Below are 16,475 nucleotides of genomic sequence, written 5' to 3'. Positions count from 1 at the left end.
GATACGAGATGAGCAAACCAATGAAACGAAGCGCCTTTTTCCTCTCTGCCGCGATGGTTGGCCTGCTCGCGGTGTACGCCCCGTCTTCCTGGTCCAGTGACAACCATGATCAGCACTCTCAAAAGTCGTCCAACGCGGCGCAATCGAACGGCTCGAAGAGCAAGCAAGCCCAGGGCATGAACCATGAAGGCATGGATCACGGCTCCATGAAAGGCATGGATCATGGCTCTATGGAGGGCATGGATCATGGTTCCATGGAAGGAATGGATCACAGCAAAATGATGGAATCGCATGGCAGCGACAAAGCTAAGGCAGGGAAAAATGGCCAATAGCGTTGCACGACCATCGCTGCTGGCATTCGCCGTTTCTTTAGGTGTGCTGGGCGTTTCGCCCAGCTTCGCCGCTGAAATGGATCATTCCGGAATGGACCACTCGGCAATGGGCCACGGTGCCATGCAGATGGACCACGCCTCATCACAGGCTGCGATGCCGGGCATGGACCACAGCCAGATGGGCGCGAGCAAGCAACCCACGCAACCTGCACCCGTTGATCACAGCAAAATGGGCCATGGCCAGCCCAAAGCGAAACCCGCCTCGATGGACCACAGCAAGATGGACCATGGAAGCATGAAAGGCATGGATCACGGGTCCATGGAAGGCATGGATCATGGCGCGATGGGTCATTCCACGATGGGAAACGGGAACGCTGATTCGCCGACCCCGACCAGCCGTACGCCAATCCCGGTGCTGACTGATGCCGACCGGCAGGCTGCCTTCCCCCCGCTTGACGGGCACAAAATGGATGACAGCGGGTTCAACAGCTTTTTCTTGCTAGACCAACTGGAATACCAAGATGCCGATGAAGGTAGCACGCTTGCTTGGGATGCATCCGGCTGGGTGGGCGGCGATATCAATAGGCTCTGGATTCGCTCGGAAGGTGAACGAACCAATGGTGTGACTGAAGATGCTGAGCTGCAGCTCCTCTATGGCCGCTCGGTAAGCCCGTGGTGGGATGTTGTCGCCGGCGTCCGGCAGGATTTCAAACCGGAGGATCCGCAGACCTGGGCTGCGTTCGGTATTCAGGGCCTGGCCCTGTATGACTTCGAAGCTGAAGCCACCGCCTTTATCGGCGAGAACGGTCAAACCGCTGCCCGTCTGGAGGGCGAGTACGACATCTTGCTAACCAATCGTTTAATTCTTCAGCCAACCGCTGAGGCCAACTTTTATGGCAAGAACGACCCGGAACGCGGCGTCGGCTCTGGCCTGGCAAACACCGAAGTCGGGCTGCGGTTACGGTACGAGATTGTTCGCCAGTTCGCGCCATACATAGGTGTCACCTGGAGCCGTTCCTACGGCAAAACCGCCGATTTCATTCGGGATGAAGGCGGGGACGTGGACGAAGCTCGTTTTGTGGCCGGTATTCGGATGTGGTTTTGAGAACTCAACATGAAAAAAACAATTACAACGCTGGTGGCGGCAGGTGCTGTTACTAGCGCAGCAGTGCTAGGTGCTGCTTACTTCGGTCTCGTGAACGTTGGTGCGGACGACCCACACTTCCCCGCTGTGCATGCGTTTTTGGCCATGGCGCGGGATCGCTCGATTGAAGTCCGAGCAAGCGACATTGAGGTGCCAAACCTTAAAGATCCTGCTCTCATCCAAGCAGGGGCAGGCAACTACAACGCCATGTGTATCGGTTGCCACCTCGCGCCAGGGGTGGAGAAAACTGAACTCAGCCAAGCCCTATACCCATCCCCACCAAACCTCACCGAGATAGGTGTAAGCGGTGACCCTGCTGCTGCGTTTTGGACCATCAAGCACGGTATCAAAGCGACAGGCATGCCAGCCTGGGGTAAGAGCATGGACGACCAGTACATCTGGGGAATCGTCGCGTTCCTGGACCAGCTACCGCAACTCAATGCTGAGCAGTACCAGATGATGGTCGCTTCCAGTGGTGGTCACCAACATGGCGGTGGCGAAAGCGATATGCATAACCATGAAGGCCAACACGGTGGTGCGAAATCAGGTCATGGAAATCATGATGATTCCGCAGCAAACGGCGTGGCTGAGGAAAGTCATGATCATGGCAGTTCGCATTCGGAGTCTTCATCAGTAGCGGAGCACCACGGTGAACACGAGTCCGGCGAGGCGCACTCGGACCACCACACAGGTTCTACTCCCAAAACCCATGTGCACAAAGACGGGAAGGAGCACACTCATGACAAGTAAGCGCCGCTTCCTCGGTTTAAGTACCGCAGCGTCACTTCTAATCGCCTCAGCCGCCTTTGCTGCGGAGCCCCTGACTATCGATGTGCACCGGGACGCTAATTGCGGTTGCTGTAAGAAATGGATAGCGCACTTGGAGGCAAACGGCTTCAAGGTCGTCGACCACGTTGAAACGGACATGAGGGCGGTGAAGCAAGAGCTAGGAGTAGCTCCGAGGCTGGCTTCGTGTCACACCGCGGTTATCGATGGCAAGTTTGTGGAAGGTCACGTCCCCGCAGCCCAGGTGCAGGAGCTCATAAAGCGCAACGACCTGGCAGGCGTCGCGGTACCTGGCATGCCCGCTGGCTCACCAGGTATGGAGGTTGATGGCATGAAACACGCCTATCAAGTCATCGGCCTCACCAAGAGTGGGGACGATCAAGTAGTTGCCAGTTATCCTGACACGTAATGCAAGATGCCCCGGGGGAAGGGCTTCTGCCGGCCAGCCGACCAGCTGCAGCGCTGGTCGTGGTCAGCTTACTCCAAGACTTACCCTGTCCCTTCGGTCAGTTTTGACCTCTACAGTTAATTCCAGCAGAGCGATATTCGAGGATTTTCAACTCACCTGTTGAGTCCTCGTAATTCATCTGTGTCGGCATCACGTCGCAGCTACCTTTGAGCGAAGTCATACTGATAACTCTCGCCACATCCAGTTTCATTCCGTAGCGATAATGGATCACTTCAGGTGGTTTTTTTCCATTGGCAGCGGCGTAGGCACGCATTGCTTGCTCATTTGCCTGAATCATCTTTCCGTGTAAGCGATCAGATCCTCCTTCAGCTAAAGCGGATGAGGAGGCGATTACGAGCATGAGGGCGGCAATGCTTTTAGCGGTGTTCATTTCTGTTACTCCATGAAGACATGAGTGAAGCTTACCGACTGGGAGCTGTCATCCACGTGATCCAGGAATTACATGTTTGTAAGCAGGCTATCGATAATGATGGCTCTGAATACACGTGAAAGCCGCGTCGTTTCAGGCTGCGACAGTTTTAATTCTCTAGCGAATCAGTCTGAACCGGCGTTTTGGGTGATTGCGACAGTTTTGCGTTTCCTCTCCAAATGGCTGCAGGCCGCGAAAGACGGGACCCTCTAGCGACAGTTTTAATTCTCTAAATCCACCACCCGCAGAAAATTTCGTCACGCCCCAGAATGGGAATTTGCATTCGGGGCGCACCACGATTCATCTCGTGCCAGAAGCCGCCTGCAGTGCAATCAATTGGCGAGCCAAGACTCGACTACCTCAGCGCCATACTCGTTTTTCCAGGCCTTAAGCGTACGCTGATTACCACCCTTGGTCTCAACAACCTCTCCGCTGTGTGGATTCTTGTAGACCTTCACTTCGCGTGGTTTCCGAGAGGTTTTTGGGGCCATATCAGTGGAAGCCACCGCTTGCGGATCGAGGATCAGCACCACTTGGCGCAGGCCGTAGCCATACTCGTTGAGCAAACTGCGCAGCTTCGTTTCAAATTCCATTTCCTGCTTCAGGGCAGAGTCATTTTTCAGCGCTTCCAGCTCCGCCAGTTGGGCTGCGAGCTGTTGTTCGAGCAGGCGGAATTCAGCGAGACGGGACATAAGATTCTCCAAAATGGGTTCGATGATTTTAGCAATCAAGAAAGAAAGCGTGCTAACTATCTTGATCCCACATGCCTGAATCGGCAATCACGAGGCTGAGCGATCGGTGTGGATAAAAACGTGATGGCTTCAGGATCGTCGATCTGGGCGGCTTCACTTGCGAGGTAATCGATCAGCTTTTTGCTTCTTACCCAAACGTACTGCCGGCAAGCCGCGTTTGGAATGGATGGCCCCGCAACGGGGCGAAACCTGGCCTCCCAAAGGTGCTTGAACGCCTCCCTGGTCGACTTCCCCAAATACACCGCAATCTCCGGTCCCAAGATATAGCCACGCCTGAATCTGTCGATGGCTTGAGGCTTAACCATCAATTGCGTACGCCGGCCTCGTTCGACAGCAGTGCTCCATAGCAGACCCAGTCGAACGAACGCGTATGCGCATTGTTCTTTGACGCCTAACAGCGCAGCAGCCTTGACTACCGACAGGCCGGGAAAGACCGGACTCTTGTTCTCAGCTCGGGCTTGTTGCCACGCTGCAAAATCTTGCGGCTTGAGTAACCACGCCCCTACCGCAACCGAGCCATTCTCAGCTGGGCCGTAAGCGCGAAGTTCACCTGCACGTATTGCCTGAACCAACTCGACCAACCCACCCCCCTTGGGCAGAGAATGCTTGGCCAAGTAGTTGATCGACACCAGGCTCTGGTCAGAGCTGGTAGGCAGCTTCTCATCAATCAATTCGTTGATCGAGCGGCAGTCAATCAGCCACCTTTCGCCTGGGCGCGGTTCTCCACCAAAGAACTGGAGGGTACCACCAGCTAGCAGCTGCCTAACCCGATTGCGACAGAGGCTTAGCAAAGTCGAGGTTTCTTTCATATCAGCCACGCCCTGGAGATGCTGCGAGATTGCCTTCAAATGATCCAGGTCCACGACCGTAAAGACTCGATCTTCATGGACCTTCTCCCGATAGGCGATTTGTCCCTCCTGATGAAGGCGTTTTATGACTGATACCCCGAGACCACAAGCTTCAGCAGCAGAATCGAACGACACCCAACGATGTCTCTCAATCGTCTCCTCACTCAAATTGCGATTTCGCTTCGCTAACGGTGCTTCCCACGCATGCTGCAGAAATGATTCGAACTCTCGACGAAGAAAGTCAAAACAAGAGTCATCCAGATCACGGTGGATGTCGTGGTATATCGGGCCGAACGATCTGCTGAGCGTCCAATGTTCGTTATCGGAATGGACTGCCTTGAGGCCACTCAGCAGTTCTCTGAATGCGAGAGGCCAGTTCATGAGAACCACGCCCGCCGCGTTTGCCATAAGCCGCGATATCTCTAGCGAACCCGAATCAGCAACCTTCAGCGGCTGGGTTCTTTCCGTAGGCAAACTTCTGACAGCGAGACGCGATGACAACTCGTGAAACTGTTCGTAGGTGAGGGCCGCCAATCCCGCGTCAGCTGGCAACGAGTCGGCGTAAAACCTATCTTCAAAGCCAGAGGTGAGCCAGGCGGCCGTATCACTCGCCGGCGCGATCTCAAAATTGGTCCCACTCAATGAGGTGCCACACGCTTGGCAACTATTCGCACTCATTGCGCTTGGATCGGTTTCCTTCAGACAGTTGGGGCACCGCCCGTGGAGTTCAGTGCCGTGGACAGAACACGTCGTAACCAGGGTCAAGCCCCAGCTTTCTCTCCAATAACCGGCTTCGCCCAAACAGATCGGACAGTAACGAGCGTGATGAGTCGTCCATAACTTGACCCCCTTGGGCCTTGGATCACGAAACTCAGCAGATACCGCAGGCCAGCTCAGTGGTCCTTCCATCATCTGCAGCCAGTCCGCAACATCGGTCTCGTCGGCTCGTGCAAAGGCGGTGAGCAGTTCCTTTCTGGGTAATCCGTTGGCTTTCGCCAGGCGCTGCAGGTACCCCAAAAGACTTTCGTCTTGGTGTGGTCGTGGGTTGATTAAAAGACCAAACATTCCTACACATCCATGAAATCGAAGACATAAAAATCAGGGGAGTAGAGCCGGGCCGATAAGCCCGGCCCTTGGCCGTCAGGTACTGCTCTCTTCGAACGTCTCAAACGGCTCCCGCTTCCCGAACAGAGGCTGGAAATTGAAGCTCGCACTGAAGGGGTTTCGATCCTCGGTGGCGTAGCTCCAAACCTCGTCTTCAAAAGCCTGGGCCAGCACAGGAAGTTCAATCCCGACAAGGTCCTGGACTTGAACCAACCAAACAGCCCTGTCCACAATCTTGATGAGGTAGTCGATCAATCCATAGGAAGCCAGGTAGAAGCGTTTAATCATCGCTGGCTCTACAAAACTGATGGTTTGAACAGGCAGTTCGCCCTCGATTGCCTGCAACAACATCACGAAATGAAGAGACGTATTAGCGGAGAAGGTGAAGCGATCGTATGCCACCGTGGCCGAAAACCTGCGTCGCAGTTGCTCGTTTGCTAGCAGGAGATTTTCGGTGCGCTTCAGCCCAATCAGAACAAACGCGATACTGGTTTCATTCATCAGACTCTTGATCCAGTCTGCTGCCTCATACGCACCATTACGACGATAATCGACCAGGTGCTGCGCCTCATCGAGGACCAACATCTCCACGCCAAGGTTCTTCAGCAGCAGGACTACTCGCGCAAATTTAACCTCTGCCGAATGTCCTCGTGCCTCTGCGAAGGGATCCTTCAGCTCTGCCAAAATGGCTGCTGCCAGGTTCTTTTTGGTTGGAGACGAAGGCATCTCGACGAACAGAACTGTCCGCTTCTGTGGGTCATGGCTCTCCAATTCCTCCAATGACCGAATGTACTCCTTGACCAATGTGCTCTTGCCCACTCCGCTTGGACCTTGGATCAGCAACCCTTTACTTGCTCTGGTACGCCGACTATCGCCGTGGATATCGCCTAGTCGCGTCAACGCTCGCTCGACTTGAGGGCTGTGAATAAAACGATCGCGGAGCGTAAAGCTGTATTCACCATGCTCGTAGCATTCGTACAGATTGATGGCGTTCATGGCTTAGAACTCCCAGCAGGGCGACGAACCGAGACCTTGAAGGCTGCTGGCGGAATGTTAGGAATAGAGTCACCGGTCCATTCCACTTCAGCGAGTACCTTGGGTGGAGGCGTGCTTTCGGTCACTCGACCCTCCTTGTCGATTTTCGCTATGGCAGCTGCGCGTCGTTTTCTGAGCGTCTGCGAACGGCGGGCCTCGTCTGCATCTTCCATAATTTCCTGGTAGCACCTGTGCGTAGCCTCGAAGCTAGGCTGCTCATTATATTTTTCTCGCAGCGCTTTCTCGGCAGCCTTCCACACCTCCCTGCTCTTACCGGCCATTCGCTCATCTTTGGCGGGCACTTTGAAGAACAAGTTTCTGAAGCGGTCGTGAACCCAAACGTGCCCGGCTTCGTCTCGATAGCGGACGTTTACCTTTTCTCCGTCTGCCAAACGCATACGGAGCTCAGCAAGTTCCGTAGAGTGGTAGCCCACTTTGGCAACCTCGATGCCGTAATGGTGAACCTTCACCGAGGCCCGCTTGGCCAGAATGCACTCCAACGAGTCCAGGTCGACGGGAAGGCTGATGACATGGTTCGCCTCGCTAGTCCCCCAGACTTGAGCCGGTGTTCTGTTGTCCAGCCCCCGATGAGGAGTCTGGTGGTAACCATCGACGATCCATTTCACTACCACCGCCTCCAATTGAGGGAGCGTGAAACATGCATTCTTCTCCGAGTCGTAATCGCCACGCTGCTGGATATTCGAGAAGGTGGTACCCGGGAGGTTGTGGATAAGCCCCAGGTTCTGTGTGCTGAAAAAGCGTTCGACGGCACCTTTCCTTTGAGGGGCCCTTGAAGCGGGATACATGATCTCGATACCCAACTCGTTGAATCCCATGATGAGATCGCCCGCGTGAAATTCCGCTGCGTTGTCTGGGACTATTCGAGCCGGCAGCCCACGTGCCCACCATTCATTTCTCACTTTCGGAAAGCGCTTCAGCAATTCGGCTTTTGGACGGATTGAGCGTTCGATCACACGAAGCACGGTTTCCGTATTTGGCGCCGACAGGTGGAGCAAATATCCCATCACCATTCGAGAGAAGCGGTCGAGGACGATCGTCAGATAGGGGCGCCCAATGCACAGCCCCGAGGTTTCATCCACAAGCTGGACGTCCAACAAGGTGTGATCAATTTCCCAACGTTCCAAAATCTCATGGACACGTAGGACACCCGCCGCAACACGGTGCTTCTTGTCTGCTGCGTGTTTTCCGAGCCTCTCCTTATCCACAAGGTACGGATCCAGCTTGGCGATGTACCTTCGGACAGTCATTCCGCTTGGGATCTTGAGCTGATCCGAAGGCAAACGACTTTTGTTCCTCTCTTTTATCTGATCCTCGAATTCTGAAACGACCACGCTGACCGCTGGAATCGTATCCTGCAGGTAGGTTTTATTAATCACCCCTTCAAGAATAACTTCGAGCTCTCCCTGTATCGCGGCAGCCCGACCCTTTTTGGCATGCTGAGGGATAAGCTTTACTACGTTCTGGCCAATGTATTTGGCTGCCCAACGTCGAATAGTGGAAACCGAGGGTGCGCACGCATCCCCAATCTTTTTGGCGATATCTCTAAGCTTCTTGATCATGTCTTCGTCACCCGGTAGCTTGTATTTACCGCGCTTAGTTAGGTCGTCCAGATACTTGCGTCGACGCAATGCCTCATCTCCATGTTTTTTGGGGAAGCATGAAATATCTGGAGGGACGTTCCGCACATACGGAACCCTCCCAAGGTATGGCTGATCAGCGGAGATCTCGATCTCGCGCTTCTCGTAGGCCTCATAGAACTCCTTCTCGGATAGCTTCGTGGGCTCACCAAGCTCATCGAAAAAGAGCAGCTTCCGGTCAATAAGCCTCTTCTCAAGCACCATCAGTACGCCACGAACGATGACGACCAATTTCACCCTAAGGGAAAAGGTTTGCATGACGGTGCCCCCCTTGCAGGAAGACCGGGGAGTCAGTGTCAATTGACCTATCAAGGTCAATGCCCACCACCCCAAGGCCTAACAAGCGCCAGGCTTTCCCCTCACCAACCACGTAGAGCAGATCTGCAACGGTCATAGGCGGCCATTCGTTGAAGGTCGCCATTACCTCCTCCAACGCCTGATGCGAAAGCTCTGGACCGCGCCGGTGATACATCAGCCTTCTAAGATTGGTAGCCAGGGGTTCAGCTTCAATTAACTTTTCAGTGATCACCGAAAAGTTACGGGCAGTGGCGTTGAAGTAGCGCTCAGCGGCATCCAGTCGCTGCCTGACGCTGGCAATCTTCAGTCGGTCGTGAGGCTTCACTTCAAACCACCACTCGCGCCCATCCGCGAGGAAAACCTGTACGTCTGGGTAATATTTGAAGTAGCCCTGGAGCGATGGAACACGTTCCTCACTGGGCTGCGGGACGTAGCCGATGACCGCAGGAGACAGCTCAAGAAGCCGAAAAAGAGCGCCTTCGAGCTGGGACTCCCAGGGCACAGGCTTTTTATTTTTGAGCGATGGGAAGTAGCCGCGGTAATGGTTGGACCGCCGCGTGACCACCTTTCGTACTGTCATGAAACACCTCCGAAAATCTCGAAACGAGCGCCGACGCTGCGCCAAAAAATCAAGGCGCAGGGCGGGCGAAGTGAGGCCTTTCGACAGGCAACACTGTGCCGTCGAGTAACCTCGCTAAGGTCGAAAAAATGGGAGAGGATTGACAGTCGCTTCGAAAAAGCAGACATTGCGGGTTCTGAGGACGCAAGTCTGCTTCGCTAAGCGCGGTCAGTCCTCTCGGGATTGATCGCGTTTTTCTACATTTTCAGGTCTCCTTTTCTCTCATTGGTCATGACTCTCATGACTGATCAGAATCTAAAGCAATCGGCTTGCTCTCTTTATTTCTAAACGGCCACTTCGTGATCGCTGGAGCAATTTGGATCAGGTCTGAAGCTCTCGCTTCAAACAGCTGATTTGGCTGAAAATCTTCAGTGCAAAGCGGAAAAGTTGGTCATAGATCTTATTCCAACATCCCTTCGAAATCTACAAAAAATCCAAAATGGCAACTTCCACCAAATTCCATTTCCATACTAAATTGTTCAAATTAATACTTAACACGTACGCTTAATTAACTATTAAGGTGTTCAAATATTAGTTTTAAAGTCCTCTCAATCTCTCTGCTGCTCAGATCCGCCCGCCGACCCTCTCAGCACTTCCAGCGCCCCATCAAATCACTTCCTCAAATCCCCCCATCTGCATCATTTTCCAATGAGCGGAGTAGGGCGCCCCGGCAGGAATTCCAGGCAAAAAAAAGCCCGCGAAGGCGGGCTTGATGGTGACCGACAGGGGCCATGGTTGAAGCCCGGCCGGTCATCTATTTGTGAAAGCGTGCAGCTTTTCTGTGAACCTACACCGAATCAGAAGTCCAGGTTCGATACCGACAGCGCGTTGCTTTCGATGAAGTCACGACGCGGCTCGACCGCATCACCCATCAGGGTGTTGAAGATCTGGTCGGCAGCGATCGCATCCTCGATGGTGACCTTGAGCATACGGCGGACGGTTGGGTCCATGGTGGTTTCCCACAGCTGCTCAGGGTTCATCTCGCCCAGCCCTTTGTATCGCTGGATGGTGTGGCGCTTGGTGGTTTCGTTCATCAGCCAATCCAGGCCTTCCTTGAACTCGACAATTGCCTTGCGGCGCTCACCGCGCTGCACATAAGCACCTTCGCCCAACAAGCTGGACAGCTTGGCACCAATGTTAACTACGGTACGGTAGTCATTACTGCCGAAGAAGTCCCGGTTGAAGGTGACGTAGCTGGCCAGGCCGTGGGAGGTAACTTCCACTTCTGGCAACCATACGTTGCGCTCTTTGTCTTCGCGCAGGCTGGCTTTGTAAACCAGGCCGGACTTCTGGCTGTTGTTCAGACGTTCCTGGAACTTGGCCAGCCAGGCTTGCATCACAGCATGGTCACCCAGCTGTTCCAGGCTGACTTCCGGCAGGTAGATGAAGTGCTCGGTCAGCTCTTCCGGGTACAAGCGAGACAGACGCTTGAGGGTCTTCATGACACTACGGAACTCATTCACCAGTGCTTCCAGCTGCACACCGGAAACCGCTGGCGCCGACTCGTCCAAGTGCAGGCTGGCATCTTCCAGGGCCGACTGGGTCATGTACTCTTCCATGGCCTCGTCGTCCTTGATGTACTGCTCCTGCTTGCCTTTCTTCACCTTGTACAGCGGTGGCTGGGCAATGTAGATGTAGCCGCGCTCGACCAGCTCCGGCAGCTGACGGAAGAAGAAGGTCAGCAGCAGGGTACGGATGTGCGAACCGTCAACGTCAGCATCGGTCATGATGATGATGTTGTGATAACGCAGCTTGTCGATGTTGTACTCTTCGCGACCGATACCACAGCCCAGTGCAGTGATCAGCGTGCCAACTTCCTGGGACGAGATCATCTTGTCGAAGCGCGCTTTCTCGACGTTGAGGATTTTACCCTTCAACGGCAGGATCGCCTGGGTACGACGGTTGCGGCCTTGCTTCGCCGAGCCACCCGCGGAGTCACCCTCCACCAGGTACAGTTCGGAAAGGGCAGGGTCCTTTTCCTGGCAGTCCGCCAGTTTGCCTGGCAGGCCGGCAATATCCAGCGCGCCTTTACGGCGAGTCATTTCACGGGCTTTACGTGCTGCTTCACGGGCACGGGCAGCATCGATCATCTTGCCAACGACGGCCTTGGCCTCGTTCGGGTTTTCCAGCAGGAAGTCGGCGAAGTACTTGTTCATCTCCTGTTCCACGGCGGTTTTCACCTCCGAGGAGACCAGCTTGTCCTTGGTCTGCGAGCTGAACTTAGGGTCCGGCACCTTCACCGAGATGATCGCGGTCAGGCCTTCACGGGCGTCGTCGCCAGTGGTCGCCACCTTGTTCTTCTTGGCCAGGCCTTCCTGTTCGATGTAGCTGTTCAGGCTACGGGTCAGCGAGGAACGGAAGCCCACCAGGTGAGTACCGCCATCACGCTGCGGAATGTTGTTGGTGAAGCACAACAGGTTTTCGTTGAAGCTGTCGTTCCACTGCAGGGCGACTTCAACACCCACGCCATCGTCACGCTGGACGTTGAAGTGGAACACCTGGGAGTTGACCGGGGTCTTGTTGGTGTTCAGATATTCAACGAACGCACGCAGGCCACCTTCGTACTTGAAGAACTCTTCCTTACCGCTACGTTCATCCTTCAGCAGGATGCCAACGCCCGAGTTGAGGAACGACAGCTCGCGGATACGCTTGGCCAGGATGTCCCAGCTGAAGTGAATGTTCTTGAAGGTTTCAGCCGAAGGCTTGAAGTGGATGTGGGTACCGGTGGTTTCGCTGTCACCGACAACCGCCATCGGTGCCTGTGGAACACCGTGAACGTAGGTCTGTTCCCAGATCTTGCCGCTACGGCGAACGGTCAGTACCAGTTTCTCGGACAGGGCGTTCACTACAGAAACACCTACGCCGTGCAGACCGCCGGATACCTTGTAGGAGTTGTCGTCGAACTTACCGCCAGCGTGCAGCACGGTCATGATGACCTCGGCTGCGGAAACGCCTTCTTCTTTATGCACGTCGACCGGAATGCCGCGACCGTTGTCGCGCACACTGATGGATTCGTCCGGGTGGATGATGACGGTGATGTCATCGCAGTGACCGGCGAGGGCTTCGTCGATCGAGTTGTCGACCACCTCGAAGACCATGTGGTGCAGGCCGCTACCATCATCGGTGTCGCCAATGTACATGCCGGGGCGCTTGCGCACGGCATCCAAACCTTTCAGCACCTTGATGCTGGAGGAGTCGTACGTTTGATTTTCGCTCATGCATTCACTCCCGATGGTCGTGGGTCTGGGTGATACGGCCTTGTTCCACGTGGAACAAAGCAACTGGCGTTTCCGTCTGCCAGCCTTCCCTCAGTAATTCGTGATCTACACAGGTGATGAACACCTGGCAGCGTAGTTCTTCAAGCAAGCGACACAGCGCGCGGCGATGCTGGTCGTCCAGTTCGGACGGCAAGTCATCCACGAGATAAATACAGTGACCGCGGCGAGCCTGACTAACGAGGTGGCCTTGGGCAATGCGCAATGCGCACACCACCAGCTTTTGCTGACCACGCGACAGGATGTCGGCTGCATTGTTGGCAGCCAGACGAAGACGCAGATCAGCACGCTGCGGACCGGCCTGGGTGTGGCCCATCTGCTGATCGCGAAGGAGAGAGGAAGCGAGTACTTCTTGCAGTTCCCGGTCCTTGTCCCAGCCTCGGTAGTAGCTAAGGGTCAACCCGTCCAGCTCGACCAGTTCGCTCAGGGTTCGCTCGAAGACGGGCTTCAAGGCCTTGATGTAGTTGCGACGGTATTCATCTATTTCCGCACTGGCCAGGCACAATTCCCGGTCCCAGGCGGCTTGCGAAGCTGGGTCAAGTGTACCATGCCGCAACCATGAGTTCCGCTGCCGGAGTGCCTTCTGCAGCCGTTGCCAGGCTGGCAGAAAACGAGGTTCCACGTGGAACACCCCCCAATCCAGGAACTGGCGGCGTATTTTCGGAGCGCCTTCCAACAAGCGGAAACTGTCCGGATTGATGAGCTGAAGCGGTAGCAATTCAGCCAGTTGCGCCGCACTCCGCGCATTCTGCCCATCGATGCGAATAGTGAACTCCCCCTGCCGCTCCCGGGATACACCCAGGTTACTGCTGCCACCCTCGGCCAATTGCACTTCGCCAAACACGGTACAGGCCGGTTGTTCGTACTGGATAACCGGGTTCAGGCGGGTGCTGCGGAACGAGCGCGCCAGCCCGAGCAGGTGCACGGCCTCAAGCACGCTGGTTTTGCCGCTGCCGTTGGCGCCGTAAAGGATGTTGATGCGGGGGGACGGTGAGAGTGTCACCGGGTGCAAGTTGCGCACCGCGGTGACCATGATACGTCGAAGAGACATTTCGCCTGCTACGTTACAGACGCATCGGCATGACAACGTAGGAAGAATCGTCATTGCCAGCTTCCTGCAGCAGGGCACTGCTGTTGGAATCGGACAGGATCAGACGAACTTGCTCGGTAGTCATTACGCCCAGCACGTCCAGCAGGTAGCTGACGTTGAAGCCGATTTCCAGCGAGCTACCTTCGTAGTCCACGCTGATTTCTTCTTCAGCTTCTTCCTGCTCCGGGTTGTTGGCCTGGATTTTCAGTTGGCCAGCAGCCAGTTGCAGGCGGATACCGCGGTACTTTTCGTTGGAAAGAATCGCAGTACGGCTGAAGGCTTCACGCAGCGCCTGACGGTCGCCGACCACCAGCTTGTCACCGCCCTTGGGCAGTACGCGCTCGTAGTCCGGGAACTTGCCGTCCACCAGCTTGGAAGTGAAGGTGAATTCACCGGTGGTGGCGCGAATGTGGTGCTGGCCCAGGACGATGCTGACCATGCCTTCCGGGTCGGTCAGCAGGCGTGCCAGTTCGAGGATACCTTTGCGTGGCACGATGACCTGGTGGCGATCATCCTGCTCGATCGGTGCGCTCATGGAGCACAGCGCCAGCCGGTGACCGTCAGTGGACACAGCTCGCAGGGTGTTGCGGGAAACCTCCAGCAGCATACCGTTGAGGTAGTAGCGCACATCCTGCTGGGCCATGGCGAAACTGGTGCGCTCGATCAGGCGGCGCAGCTTGCTCTGTTCCAGGTTGCAGGTCAGCGAGCCCGGGCCTTCTTCCACGGTCGGGAAGTCATTGGCTGGCAGGGTCGACAGGGTAAAGCGGCTGCGGCCGGCCTTGACCAACAGTTTCTGCTCGTCGACCTTGATATCGATCAGGACGTCGTTCGGCAGGCTTTTGCAAATGTCCATCAGCTTGCGTGCCGGGACAGTGATTTCGCCAGGCTCGGCCGGCTCTTCCAGTTGCACGCGGCCTACCAGTTCGACTTCCAGGTCGGTACCAGTCAACGACAGTTGCTGGCCTTGCACGACCAGCAATACGTTGGACAGGACCGGCAAGGTCTGGCGGCGCTCGACGACACCGGCGACCAGTTGCAGGGGTTTCAACAGGGCTTCGCGTTGAATGGTGAAATGCATGGTCTAGTCCCTTGCCTTCAATTAGCTGCGCAGACGGCCATCAGGTCGTCAGCGTCCGCAGCAGGTTCTTGTAGTCCTCGCGGATGTCCGCGTCGGATTCCTTCAGTTCGTTGATCTTGCGGCAGGCGTGCAGCACGGTCGTATGGTCGCGACCACCGAACATGTCGCCGATTTCCGGCAGACTGTGGTTGGTCAGTTCCTTGGACAGGGCCATGGCCACCTGGCGTGGACGCGCCACGGAACGTGAACGACGCTTGGACAACAGATCGGAGATCTTGATCTTGTAGTACTCGGCGACGGTACGCTGAATGTTATCCACACTGACCAGCTTGTCCTGGAGCGCCAGCAGGTCCTTGAGCGACTCACGAATCAGTTCGATGGTGATGTCGCGGCCCATGAAGTGCGAGTGAGCGATCACCCGCTTCAATGCGCCTTCCAGTTCACGGACGTTGGAACGGATGCGCTGGGCAATGAAGAAGGCCGCGTCATGCGGCAGTTCGACCTTGGCCTGGTCGGCCTTCTTCATCAGGATCGCCACGCGGGTTTCCAGCTCTGGTGGCTCGACGGCCACCGTCAGGCCCCAACCAAAGCGCGACTTCAGACGCTCTTCCAGGCCTTCGATCTCCTTGGGGTAGCGGTCAGAGGTAAGGATTACCTGCTGACCACCCTCGAGCAGGGCGTTGAAGGTGTGGAAAAACTCTTCCTGCGAGCGCTCTTTACGGGCAAAGAACTGGATATCGTCGATCAGCAACGCATCCACCGAGCGGTAGAAACGCTTGAATTCGTTGATGGCGTTGAGCTGCAGCGCCTTGACCATGTCCGCGACGAAGCGCTCCGAATGCAGGTACACGACCTTGGCGTTCGGGTTCTTCTTCAGCAGGTGGTTACCCACAGCATGCATGAGGTGGGTTTTACCCAGGCCCACACCACCATAAAGGAAGAGCGGGTTGTAACCATGCTTGGGATTGTCTGCCACCTGCCAGGCAGCCGCGCGCGCCAGCTGGTTCGACTTACCTTCGACGAAGGTGTCGAACGTGAAGGTGCGGTTCAGGTAACTGGTGTGTTTGAGCGCACCTTCAACCTGCACGGTGCGCTGTTCGGTCCGGGCACTGCCAGCCGACGCAGAAGCCGGTTCGGCCATGGCATCGAAGCTATCACGCGAGGATGGCTCGGCCAGTTCATCGACCAGCACAGGCTCGGCCGCCGCCACGGCGACGGGTTCGACCGCTGCCGGCACTGCCTTCTGTGTCTGGCTCTGAGCCTGGGTCTGGGCCAGCGAGGCGGCCACCGCAGCACTTACTGGAGCGTTGGGTGCGGCACGTGGCGCAGAGCTGCGACGGCTGCCGATCAACAAGGAAAGGGCAGGCGCAATGCCGCTGCCGTTTTCGCCCAACAGCTCGAGCAAACGACCCAGGTACTTTTCATTGACCCAATCGAGAACGAAACGGTTAGGCGCATAGACGCGCAACTCGTCGCCTTCGGCTTCGACCTGTAGCGGACGGATCCAGGTGTTGAATTGCTGGGCAGGCAGTTCATCGCGCAGAAGCTCCACGCACTGCTGCCAAAGTTCCACTGACAC

At 55.8% G+C, this 16,475-nt stretch carries 14 protein-coding genes; 4 read left to right on the top strand and 10 right to left on the bottom strand.

Annotated elements, in window-relative coordinates; translation table 11 throughout:
• Positions 1 to 8 precede the first annotated feature (8 nt).
• From E5221_RS00070 to E5221_RS00055, 4 genes are read left to right on the top strand one after another with little or no spacing between them, the layout of a single operon-like run.
• On the top strand, positions 9 to 332 hold the full coding sequence (locus tag E5221_RS00070) for a hypothetical protein (RefSeq protein ID WP_012269845.1): 324 nt from the start codon (positions 9 to 11) through the stop codon (positions 330 to 332).
• Positions 322 to 1,437: a copper resistance protein B gene (locus tag E5221_RS00065; protein ID WP_011953082.1), complete on the top strand. Its 1,116-nt coding sequence runs from the start codon at positions 322 to 324 to the stop codon at positions 1,435 to 1,437. Before E5221_RS00070 ends, E5221_RS00065 begins: the two co-directional genes overlap by 11 nt.
• A gap of 9 nt (positions 1,438 to 1,446) precedes the next feature.
• Positions 1,447 to 2,226 carry a cytochrome c gene (locus E5221_RS00060; protein WP_011953081.1) on the top strand — a complete coding sequence of 260 codons (780 nt, stop codon included), beginning with the start codon at positions 1,447 to 1,449 and terminating at the stop codon, positions 2,224 to 2,226.
• Positions 2,216 to 2,671 carry a DUF411 domain-containing protein gene (locus tag E5221_RS00055; protein ID WP_011953080.1) on the top strand — a complete coding sequence of 152 codons (456 nt, stop codon included), beginning with the start codon at positions 2,216 to 2,218 and terminating at the stop codon, positions 2,669 to 2,671. The genes E5221_RS00060 and E5221_RS00055 overlap by 11 nt, the downstream gene beginning before the upstream one ends.
• A gap of 97 nt (positions 2,672 to 2,768) precedes the next feature.
• Here E5221_RS00055 and E5221_RS00050 read toward each other — a convergent pair whose 3' ends face one another.
• The 10 genes from E5221_RS00050 to dnaA form a co-directional block, all read right to left on the bottom strand.
• A complete protein-coding gene (locus E5221_RS00050; protein ID WP_011953079.1) occupies positions 2,769 to 3,101 on the bottom strand; it encodes a DUF2790 domain-containing protein in 333 nt (110 codons plus the stop codon).
• A gap of 371 nt (positions 3,102 to 3,472) precedes the next feature.
• A complete protein-coding gene (locus tag E5221_RS00045; protein ID WP_010951431.1) occupies positions 3,473 to 3,832 on the bottom strand; it encodes a histone-like nucleoid-structuring protein, MvaT/MvaU family in 360 nt (119 codons plus the stop codon).
• Positions 3,833 to 3,888: 56 nt separating this feature from the next.
• Positions 3,889 to 5,805 (bottom strand): TniQ family protein, encoded by a 1,917-nt coding sequence (locus E5221_RS00040; RefSeq protein ID WP_010951430.1) that lies wholly within the window; start codon positions 5,803 to 5,805, stop codon positions 3,889 to 3,891.
• A 75-nt stretch (positions 5,806 to 5,880) separates the two neighbouring features.
• The gene (locus tag E5221_RS00035) at positions 5,881 to 6,840 is read right to left on the bottom strand and encodes a TniB family NTP-binding protein (protein WP_010951429.1); all 960 of its coding nucleotides are present in this window, start codon (positions 6,838 to 6,840) and stop codon (positions 5,881 to 5,883) included.
• On the bottom strand, positions 6,837 to 8,795 hold the full coding sequence (locus tag E5221_RS00030; protein WP_011953078.1) for a DDE-type integrase/transposase/recombinase: 1,959 nt from the start codon (positions 8,793 to 8,795) through the stop codon (positions 6,837 to 6,839). The genes E5221_RS00035 and E5221_RS00030 overlap by 4 nt, the downstream gene beginning before the upstream one ends.
• The gene (locus E5221_RS00025; protein WP_011953077.1) at positions 8,776 to 9,414 is read right to left on the bottom strand and encodes a TnsA endonuclease N-terminal domain-containing protein; all 639 of its coding nucleotides are present in this window, start codon (positions 9,412 to 9,414) and stop codon (positions 8,776 to 8,778) included. The genes E5221_RS00030 and E5221_RS00025 overlap by 20 nt, the downstream gene beginning before the upstream one ends.
• Positions 9,415 to 10,250: 836 nt before the next feature.
• On the bottom strand, positions 10,251 to 12,671 hold the full coding sequence (gyrB, locus tag E5221_RS00020; RefSeq protein ID WP_061550205.1) for a DNA topoisomerase (ATP-hydrolyzing) subunit B: 2,421 nt from the start codon (positions 12,669 to 12,671) through the stop codon (positions 10,251 to 10,253).
• A gap of 4 nt (positions 12,672 to 12,675) precedes the next feature.
• Complete coding sequence (recF, locus tag E5221_RS00015) at positions 12,676 to 13,779, bottom strand: DNA replication/repair protein RecF (protein WP_003260018.1); 1,104 nt, start codon at positions 13,777 to 13,779, stop codon at positions 12,676 to 12,678.
• A gap of 13 nt (positions 13,780 to 13,792) precedes the next feature.
• Complete coding sequence (gene dnaN / locus E5221_RS00010) at positions 13,793 to 14,896, bottom strand: DNA polymerase III subunit beta (protein ID WP_015268408.1); 1,104 nt, start codon at positions 14,894 to 14,896, stop codon at positions 13,793 to 13,795.
• A 40-nt stretch (positions 14,897 to 14,936) separates the two neighbouring features.
• Positions 14,937 to 16,475, bottom strand: a complete 1,539-nt coding sequence (gene dnaA / locus E5221_RS00005; protein ID WP_025337171.1) for a chromosomal replication initiator protein DnaA — start codon at positions 16,473 to 16,475, stop codon at positions 14,937 to 14,939.

Source organism: Pseudomonas sp. A2 (assembly GCF_023100865.1).
GTDB classification, from domain to species: domain Bacteria; phylum Pseudomonadota; class Gammaproteobacteria; order Pseudomonadales; family Pseudomonadaceae; genus Aquipseudomonas; species Aquipseudomonas asiatica.
This window is presented reverse-complemented; position numbering and strand designations above follow the sequence as displayed.